This window comes from Streptomyces boncukensis (genome assembly GCF_011045075.1).
In the GTDB taxonomy this organism is placed as follows: Bacteria; Actinomycetota; Actinomycetes; order Streptomycetales; family Streptomycetaceae; genus Streptomyces; species Streptomyces boncukensis.
The window spans coordinates 1-7,087 of sequence record NZ_JAAKZZ010000394.1 but is presented as its reverse complement, the minus strand read 5'-3'; the positions used below and the strand labels follow the sequence as shown (position 1 = coordinate 7,087).

The 7,087-nt window shown below is 74.6% G+C and carries 6 protein-coding genes; 4 read left to right on the top strand and 2 right to left on the bottom strand.

Annotation, left to right across the window (positions count from 1 at the left end):
* Positions 1-50 precede the first annotated feature (50 nt).
* Positions 51-860: a DUF3109 family protein gene (locus G5C65_RS27710; protein WP_165301756.1), complete on the bottom strand. Its 810-nt coding sequence runs from the start codon at positions 858-860 to the stop codon at positions 51-53.
* Positions 861-967: 107 nt separating this feature from the next.
* Between G5C65_RS27710 and G5C65_RS27705 the strand changes: the two genes are divergently transcribed.
* From G5C65_RS27705 to G5C65_RS27695, 3 genes are read left to right on the top strand one after another with little or no spacing between them, the layout of a single operon-like run.
* Positions 968-1,900 carry a Ppx/GppA family phosphatase gene (locus G5C65_RS27705; protein WP_165301755.1) on the top strand — a complete coding sequence of 311 codons (933 nt, stop codon included), beginning with the start codon at positions 968-970 and terminating at the stop codon, positions 1,898-1,900.
* 60 nt (positions 1,901-1,960) lie between these two features.
* Entirely contained in the window at positions 1,961-2,794 is an 834-nt protein-coding gene (locus tag G5C65_RS27700; protein ID WP_420903365.1) for a sugar phosphate isomerase/epimerase family protein, read from the top strand.
* The gene (locus G5C65_RS27695) at positions 2,791-3,492 is read left to right on the top strand and encodes a TetR/AcrR family transcriptional regulator (RefSeq protein ID WP_165301754.1); all 702 of its coding nucleotides are present in this window, start codon (positions 2,791-2,793) and stop codon (positions 3,490-3,492) included. Before G5C65_RS27700 ends, G5C65_RS27695 begins: the two co-directional genes overlap by 4 nt.
* Here the strand turns inward: G5C65_RS27695 and G5C65_RS27690 are convergent.
* Entirely contained in the window at positions 3,482-5,686 is a 2,205-nt protein-coding gene (locus G5C65_RS27690) for an MMPL family transporter (protein ID WP_165301753.1), read from the bottom strand. The genes G5C65_RS27695 and G5C65_RS27690 overlap by 11 nt on opposite strands.
* A 334-nt stretch (positions 5,687-6,020) precedes the next feature.
* On the opposite strand from G5C65_RS27690, the gene G5C65_RS27685 reads away from it, so the two are divergent.
* On the top strand, positions 6,021-7,087 hold a 1,067-nt coding region (locus G5C65_RS27685; protein ID WP_165301752.1), incomplete at its 3' end, for a sensor histidine kinase.

Below are 7,087 nucleotides of genomic sequence, written 5' to 3'. Positions count from 1 at the left end.
GGGCAGCCCCGACCCAGCCCGCTCCCCGCCTCCTGGCCCTGGCTCTTGCCCTAGTCGTGGTCGGCGGGGTGCGGGGCCAGCAGGGGGAGCTGGGACGCCAGGCGCCGCTCGCACAGCGCGGCCAGCTCCTCGTACGCCGCGGCGCCCATCAGCTCGATCAGCTCCGGCCGGTACGACTCGTACACCGGCTTGCCCGCGCCATGCGCCGACGGCGCTGACGTGCACCACCAGTGCAGATCGTGCCCGCCGCCGCCCCACGCCCTCCGGTCGTACTCACCGATCGTGACGTAGAGCACGTCCTCGCCGTCGGGCAGCTCCACCCACTCGTAGGTGCGCCGGATCGGCACCTGCCAGCACACGTCCGGCTTGGTCTCCAGCGGTTCGCGGCCCTCCCGCAGGGCGAGGGTGTGCAGGGCGCAGCCGGGGCCGCCCGGGAAGTCCGGGCGGTTGTTGAAGATGCACGCACCCCCGTAGCGGCGGGTCTGCCGCTCGCCGTCCTCGTTGACCTCGGTCCAGCCGCTCTGCTGGGCGGCGCCGTGGAACTGCCACAGCTCGGGTGTGAGCCGCGCCACATGCCCGGCGACCCGCTGCTCGTCCTCCTCGTCGGCGAAGTGCGCGCCGAGCGTGCAGCAGCCGTCGGTGGCCCGGCCCTCGGTGATGCCCTGGCAGCCGCGTCCGAAGATGCAGTTCCAGCGGGAGGTCAGCCAGGTCAGGTCGCAGCGGAAGACCTGCTCGTCGTCCGCCGGGTCCGGGAACTCCACCCAGGCGCGCGTGAAGTCGAGCCCTGTCTCCTCGTCGCGCGCCCTGCGCACGCCGCCGCCGTCCTGATTGCCGCGCTCAGCCGCATTCGTCGTACCCACACGCCCAGCGTACGGGGCGGGATCCGGTGCGCCCGTACCCCGCACCCCGTGCCGGACCTCGGCCTTCCGCACCGCACCGGGTGACGAAGGCCGCTAGCGTGCTGTGTATGAGACTCGGTGTCCTCGACGTGGGCTCGAACACGGTCCACCTGCTCGTCGTGGACGCGCACTCCGGTGCGCGTCCGCTGCCCGCCTATTCGCACAAGGCCGAGCTGAAGCTCGCCGAACTCCTCGACACCGACGGCGCGATCAGCGAGGACGGGATAGGCCAGATCGCCGCCACCGTCGCGCACGCGCTGGAGGTGTCGGAGGACAAGGGCGTCGAGGACCTGCTGCCGTTCGCGACGTCCGCCGTGCGGGAGGCCACGAACGCCGACCATGTGCTGGGCCGCCTCGCCGAGGAGACCGGCGTCAAGCTGCAGGTGCTGTCCGGCGCGGACGAGGCGCGGCTCACGTTCCTCGCGGTGCGCCGCTGGTTCGGCTGGTCGGCCGGGCGGCTGCTGGTGCTCGACATCGGCGGCGGCTCGCTGGAGGTCGCGTACGGCCTGGACGAGGAGCCGGACGCGGCGGTCTCGCTGCCGCTCGGCGCCGGCCGGCTCACCTCGGCCTGGCTGCCCGGGGACCCGCCGGACCAGGCGGACGTACGGGCGCTGCGGCGGCACGTACGGGCCGAGATCGCCCGTACGGTCGGCGAGTTCAGCCGCTTCAACCCGCCGGACCACGTGGTCGGGACGTCCAAGACGTTCAAGCAGCTGGCCCGGCTGGCGGGGGCGGCCCGCACGGCGGACGGGCTCTATGTGCAGCGCGAGCTGAGCCGGTCCACGCTGGAGGAGTGGGTGCCGAAGCTGGCGGTGATGCCCACCGGGGAGCGGGCCCAGCTGCCCGGCGTCTCCGAGGGCCGGGCCGGTCAGCTGCTCGCGGGGGCGCTGGTGGGGGAGGGCACGATGGACCTCTTCGGCGTGGACACGCTGGAGATCTGTCCGTGGGCGCTGCGTGAGGGCGTCATCCTGCGCCGTCTCGACCATCTGCGCTCGGCGTGAGCCGGGCCGGGCCCCGCCGTCCCCGGGCCGGGGCGGACGCCGCGTGTGCGGCGCTCTAGGGTGACTGGCGTGGCCCAGCAACCCGTGAGCGTTCCCGCCGCGAAGGTCGCGCTGTCGACGGCGTCCGTCTACCCGGAGTCCACGGCGGCGGCCTTCGAGATCGCCGCGCGCCTCGGCTACGACGGCGTCGAGGTCATGGTGTGGACCGATCCCGTCAGCCAGGACATCGACGCGCTGCGCAGGCTGTCCGACTTCCACGGCGTGCCCGTCCTCGCCGTGCACGCGCCGTGCCTGCTCATCACGCAGCGCGTGTGGTCGACCGATCCGTGGACCAAGCTGAAGCGGGCCCGCGCGGCGGCGGAGCGGCTGGGTGCGAGCACGGTCGTCGTGCACCCCCCGTTCCGCTGGCAGCGCGCGTACGCCCGGGAGTTCGAGCGCGGCATCTGGCGGATGGCGGGTGAGACGGACATCAGGTTCGCCGTCGAGAACATGTACCCCTGGCGCTACCGGGACCGCGAGATGCTCGCCTACGCGCCCGACTGGGACCCCACCAGCAACGACTACCGCCACTTCACCATCGACCTCTCGCACACCGCCACAGCCCGCACCGACACCCTCGCCATGGTCGAGCGGATGGGCGACCGGCTCGGCCATGTGCATATCGCGGACGGGCTCGGCTCCGGCAAGGACGAGCACCTGGTGCCGGGCCGCGGCTCGCAGCCGTGCGCCGAGCTGCTGGAGTCACTGGCGCTGCGCGGCTTCGACGGGCATGTGGTGGTCGAGGTCAACACCCGCCGCGCGATGTCGGCGGCCGAGCGGGAGGCGGACCTCGCGGAGGCCCTCGCGTACACCCGGCTGCACCTGGCCGCAGCCCCGCAGCGGGCGGAGCCGTGAGCCGCGGCGCCGCCGCCGGAGACGCGCCCGGCACGCCCGGCACGCCCGATACGCCTGGCACGCCCGCCGCACCGGGCGAGCCCGGCCCCGGTCCCGAGCCCGCGCGCAGGCGCGGGCGCCCGGCGCGCGGAAGCGAGCAGGAGGGGCCCGGCACCCGCGAGCGCATCCTCGTCTCCGCGCGCACCGAGTTCGCCGAGCGGGGGTACGACAAGGCGTCCGTACGCGGTATCGCGCGCGGCGCCGGGGTCGACGCGGCCCTCGTCCACCACTACTTCGGCACCAAGGAACAGGTGTTCACCGCCGCGGTCGAGAGCGCGTTCGCGCCCGCCTACGCGGTGCCGCACGCCTTCGAGGCCGTCGGCTCCGAGGAACTGGGGGAGCGGATCGTCGACGCGTTCTTCCAGGTCTGGGAGGACCCGCGCACCCGGCACCAGATGCTGGCCGTGCTGCGCTCCGCGGTGAACAACGAGCGGGCCGCCGCCGTCTTCCGCCGCCTCCTCGCCGAGAACCTGCTGTACCGCGCCGCCGCCGTGCTGGACGTGCCGGACGCCCGGCTCCGCGTCGAACTCGTGGCCGCGCAGCTGGTGGGTACGGCGCTGCTGCGGTACGTGATCCGGATGGAGCCGGTGGCCTCGGAGCCGCTGGAGGAGCTGCGGACCCGGCTGGCCCCCGTCGTCCAGCGCCACCTCACGGGCTGACGGCCGGCGCCCGCGTGCGGTCCCCGTCCGCCGCCTCGTGCTCCGGGCCCCTCCGGTGGCCCGGGTGCGCCCCGCGCGGCCGGCGCGGCCACCACAGCGCCCGCCCCAGCAGCGCGGCGAGCGCGGGCGCCAGCACCGTGGCCAGCACCAGGGCCGACAGCAGGATGCCCAGCCCGGTGCTGAAGCCGAGCTCCTGGGTCTGGGGGTCGGCGACCAGCGCGCCGAAGGAGCCCGCGAGCACCAGCCCGGCGGTGGCGATCGTCGGCGCGGTGTGCCGTACGGCCTCGGCAACAGCGCGCCGCGCCGGGACCGGCCCGGCCATCTCCTCCCTGATCCGGTCGCTGATCAGGATGTTGTAGTCGGTGCCCAGCGCCACGACGAACAGGAACAGCACCAGCGGCAGCGTGAAGGAGACCCCGGGCCGGTCCAGGGTGTGCTGGAACACGAGCGTGGCCGCGCCCAGCGTGGCGACGAAGCCGCAGCCGATGACCGCCATGAGCACCAGCGGGGCGACCAGCGAGCGCAGCAGCAGGAGCAGGATCAGCCCGATCAGCCCGGCCGCGACGGGGAACACCAGCCGCAGGTCCTTCTCCACCGCCGTGGAGATGTCGGCGAAGACGGCCGCCGTGCCGGTGATGTGCGCCTCCGCGCCCTCGGGGGCGTGCCGTGCCAGGGCGCTCCGCACCGGGCCGGAGACCAGGTCCCGCGCCCGCTGGGACTCGGATCCGACCCCGAGGACCACCGGGAACCGGGCCGCCGAGCCGTCCTCGCTCAGCGCCGGCCGCCCCACCTTCCCCACGCCGTCGACGCCGCCGACGGCGTCCGCCAGGTCCCGGACCGCGCCCCGGTCCAGGGCGCGGCCACTGGTGCTGCGTACGTACACGGTGTGCGGGTCGGTGGCTCCGGCGGGCAGGCTCCGGGCGATCTCGTCGGAGACCCGGGAGGCGGCGGTCTCCTTGCCCTCCGGCTGGTCGTAGCTCATCTTCACCCCTGTCACACCCGCCGCCAGCACCCCCATCAGTGCCAGGGCCCCGCAGGCGTACCGCACCGGCCGCCGGCTCACGGCCAGGCCCAGCCGGGCGCTCGGCCCGCCGCCGCGCTCCCGCTTCCAGGACCGGGACGGCCAGAACATCGCGCGCCCGAACAGCGACAGCAGCGCGGGCATCAGGGTGAGGCTCGCCAGCAGCATCACCAGCACCGCGACGGCGATGGCCGGGCCGAGCACCCGGAACTGCCCGAAGCCGGCCAGCCCGAGCGTGGCGAAGGCCGCCACGATCGTCAGCGCCGCCGAGGCGACCGCGCCGCTCACCCGGCCGGACGCCTCCGCCGCCGTGGCCCGCGCGGGCTGCCCGGGGCGCGCCCGCAGCAGCTCGCGGAAGCGGAACAGCTGGAAGAGGAAGTAGTCGATGCCGATGCCCAGCAGCACCACGCCGATCAGCGACGGGGTGGACGCGTCGAGCTGGATGTCGAACAGCTTCGCCATGCCGACGACGGCGCCCAGGCCGACCCCGCCGACCACGGTCACCGCGACCAGCGGGACGAGCGCGGCCAGGATGCTGCGGAAGGCCAGCACGTTCAGCAGCACGATGAGGCCGAGGGTGAGCATGTGGACGGCGTTCTGGGTGCTCTCGTTCGCCTCCAGCGAGTCCACCGTGTCGGCGATGCCCCCGGTGAAACCGGTGCGTAGACCGGCGCGCGCGAAGTCCTTGCGCGCCGAGTCCCGGAACTTCTTGTAGACCTCGTGCAGCGCGGGGTCGTTCAGGTTCCCGTGCAGCGAGACGGTCAGCAGCTGGAACGTCCGGTCGGGGGACAGCGAGGCGGGGGAGACCCGGGGCGTCTGCGCGTAGTCGGTGCCGAACGGCTCGGGCTTGTCCGCCTCGATCCGCCGGGAGCCCAGCCGGTCGGCCGTCTCCTCGATGCGCCGCTGGTCCGCGCGCGTCAGCCGCTCACCGTCCTCGCGGGCGGCCAGCAGCGTGACGGCGTTGCTGTCGGGCTTCTCGCCGAACTCCCGTTCGGCGATCCGCAGTGCGGCGGCCGAGTCGTAGCTGTCCGGAAGGAAGTCGCCCGACTCCGCATTGGTCACGCTGTACATCATCGTCTGGCCGACGACGGTCAGGGCCGCGCCGAGCACGACCCAGACGAGCAGCGTCTTCCAGCGGTGCCGGACGGCGAACGAGGTGATTCCGCGGAGCATGTTTCCCTTCCCTGGGGACGTGCCGGGAGCGGGCTCTCCCGGACTGCCTCCAGGCCATCAGCGCGATCCGGCGGAATCGTCGGCCCGGGGAAGGGAACGCGCCCAGGACCCGGGTACGGGGGCCGCCCGCCGCACCGGACCCGGGTCCTGGGCGCCGGACCCTCACTGATCCGGATGCGGGGCGCGCCCGGATCGGGTGCGATAGTGCGTGCCGCCCCGGTTGCCGTGCCCCGTGCCCCGTGCCCTGTGCCCCGTGTGCCCCGTGCCCTGGCCCGGTGCGCCCTCCGGGGCGGGTCCGGCGGCGCGTACCGTCCCCGAAGGAGTCGCCCGGATGATGCCCCGGACCCGTAACGACCTGCTGATCGCGCTCACCGTCGGCGCGATCGACGTGGCCGCCTGCGTGGCGACCAGCCTGGGCCGGGGGCAGCTGCGGACCGAGGCCGGGATCACGCTGACCGTCCTGGGCGCGCTGTGCCTGCTCGACCGGCGCCGGCGCGCGCTGCCGGTGCTCGGGGCCGTGCTGGCGGTGCAGCTGGCCGTGGGCGTCATCACCCCGATGCCGGACTCCTTCGGCGCCACCCTCGCCGTCGCGCTGTTCACGGTGATCCGGCAGGGCCCGGCGCGCACCGCGGTGCTCGCCTGCGCGGCGACGCTGGGGGTGTCCGTGGTGCGTACGGTGCAGGGCTCGGAGCCGTTCTGGCTGCGGATCTCCGCCAATCTGGCGGCCATCGCCATCATCGCCGTCGCCGCCGTCGGGACGCGCACATGGCAGCGGCAGCTGGATCTGAACCGGCGGCTGCTGGCCGAGCGCGCCGTCGCCGAGGAGCGCCGCCGGATCGCGCGGGAGCTGCACGACATCGTGGCGCACCACATCACCACCATGTATCTGATGTCCGGGGGCGCGCGGGCCACCCTGGACACCGACCCGGGGACGGCACGCGAGGCGCTCGTCACGCTGGAGGCGTCGGGGCGGGAGGCGCTCAGCGAGATGCGGCAGCTCCTCGGCGTCCTGCGCAGCGCCGACCAGCCCGAGGAGGAGCCGCCGGCGCCTCAGCCCGGCGTCGGCGACATCGAGCGGCTGGTCGCCGAGGCGAGCGCGGCGGGCCAGCCGACCGAGCTGCGGATCAGCGGCGAGCCGCGCCCGCTGCCGCTGCCGGTGGGGCTCGCGCTCTACCGCGTCGCCCAGGAGGCGCTGACCAATGTGCGCAAGCACGCCGGGTCGGCCCGCACCCGGGTGCGGATCGCGTACGCGCCGGACGAGGTGACGGTCGAGGTGGTGGACGACGGCGCAGGAGGCACCGGCGCGTCCCCGGGGGCCGGCGGGGGATACGGTCTGCTGGGGATGCGCGAGCGCGTGTCCGTGCACGGCGGTTCGCTGGAGGCGGGCAGCCGTGCACGGAC